1 protein-coding gene is annotated in these 1,895 nt (G+C 71.8%); it reads left to right on the top strand.

The annotated features are described in order from the left end of the window. Positions 1-1,895: Rne/Rng family ribonuclease (locus tag G6030_RS11370; protein WP_182643197.1), on the top strand; the 1,895-nt coding region annotated here is incomplete at both ends.

Below are 1,895 nucleotides of genomic sequence, written 5' to 3'. Positions count from 1 at the left end.
CGGCGCAGACGCGTCCGACGACACCGCGACGGCCGCCCGCGGGACCGGCCGCGACCGCTCCGACGACGCCGCGGACCGGACGGCCGACGACGCCGACGGGCAGGACGAGTCCGGAGACGACGACGCGGACGAGTCCGACGACTCCTCGGGCGCCCCGTCGGGCTCGAGGAGGCGTCGCCGTCGTCGTCGTCGTGGTGGGGGTTCCGGCGCCGACGACGCCCAGACCTCCAGCGACGACCCGCCCCACACCGAGGTTCACGAGCGCGACCCACGCCGCCGCACCGGGCGCGCGGGACAGGGCTCCAGCACGTCCTCCGACGAGGTCCAGGGCATCACCGGCTCGACCCGACTCGAGGCCAAGCGCCAGCGTCGACGCGACGGCCGTGAGGCCGGCCGTCGCCGCCAGCCGATCCTGTCCGAGGCCGAGTTCCTCGCCCGCCGCGAGGCCGTGGACCGCGTCATGGTGGTCCGCGAGAAGCAGCGCACCGACGGCAAGGGCCTCATGACCCAGGTCGGCGTCCTCGAGGACAAGGTGCTCGTCGAGCACTTCGTCACCACCGAGTCCGCCCGCTCGATGGTCGGCAACGTCTACCTCGGCCGCGTGCAGAACGTCCTGCCCAGCATGGAGGCGGCGTTCGTCGACATCGGACGCGGCCGCAACGGCGTGCTCTACGCCGGCGAGGTCAACTGGGAGGCCGCCGGACTCGGCGGTAAGGCCCGGCGGATCGAGCAGGCGCTCAAGTCCGGCGACATGGTGTTGGTCCAGGTGACCAAGGACCCCGTCGGGCAGAAGGGCGCCCGCCTGTCGACCCAGATCTCGCTGGCCGGCCGGTTCCTCGTCTACGTCCCCGACGGCAACTCGACCGGCATCTCGCGCAAGCTGCCCGACACCGAGCGGCGCCGCCTGAAGGGCATCCTCAAGGAGGTCGTCCCCGAGGGCTCCGGCGTCATCATCCGCACCGCCGCCGAGGGCGTCAGCGCCGAGGAGATCGGTCGCGACGTCGAGCGGCTCGCCGCGCAGTGGACGGAGATCTCCGAGGCGGCCGCCAAGCGCACCGAGTCCGGTTCCGGCACGCCCGTGGCGCTGTACGAGGAGCCCGATCTGCTGGTCAAGGTCGTCCGCGACCTGTTCAACGAGGACTTCTCCAAGCTCGTCATCCAGGGCGAGACGTCCTGGAACACGGTCCACGGCTACGTCTCGCGCGTGGCACCCGAGATGGTCGACCGGCTCGAACGCCACGACAACCCCGACGTGGACGTGTTCGCCACCCACCGGGTCGACGAGCAGCTGGCCAAGGCGCTCGACCGCAAGGTGTGGCTGCCCTCCGGTGGCTCCCTGGTGATCGACCGCACCGAGGCCATGACCGTCATCGACGTCAACACCGGCAAGTACACCGGCTCCGGCGGCAACCTCGAGGAGACCGTCACCAAGAACAACCTCGAGGCCGCCGAGGAGATCGTGCGCCAGCTGCGCCTGCGGGATGTGGGCGGCATGGTGATCATCGACTTCATCGACATGGTCCTCGAGGCGAATCGCGACCTCGTGCTGCGCCGCCTCACCGAGGCCCTCGGCCGCGACCGCACCCGCCACCAGGTCTCCGAGGTCACCTCGCTCGGCCTGGTCCAGCTCACCCGGAAGAAGCTGGGCACCGGTCTGGTCGAGGCGTTCTCCACGCCGTGTGAGCACTGCCAGGGTCGCGGTCTGATCGTCCACGCCGACCCCCTCCACACCGAGTCGCACAACGCCGACGAGCCGGGCGCCAAGCGCGGCCGTCGTCGTGGCGGCAACGGCAACGGCAAGGGCAACGGCGAGTCCGACAGCGCCTCGCCCAAGCAGGCACCGCGCAAGGACGGCCCCGCGCCGGCCGCGCACCCGGCCGCGCTGGCGATCGCCC

It is taken from the genome of Dietzia sp. E1, from assembly GCF_014145015.1.
Classification (GTDB): domain Bacteria; phylum Actinomycetota; class Actinomycetes; order Mycobacteriales; family Mycobacteriaceae; genus Dietzia; species Dietzia cinnamea_A.
Note: the sequence above shows the minus strand (reverse complement) of the source record. Positions and strands in the feature narration are given on the sequence as shown.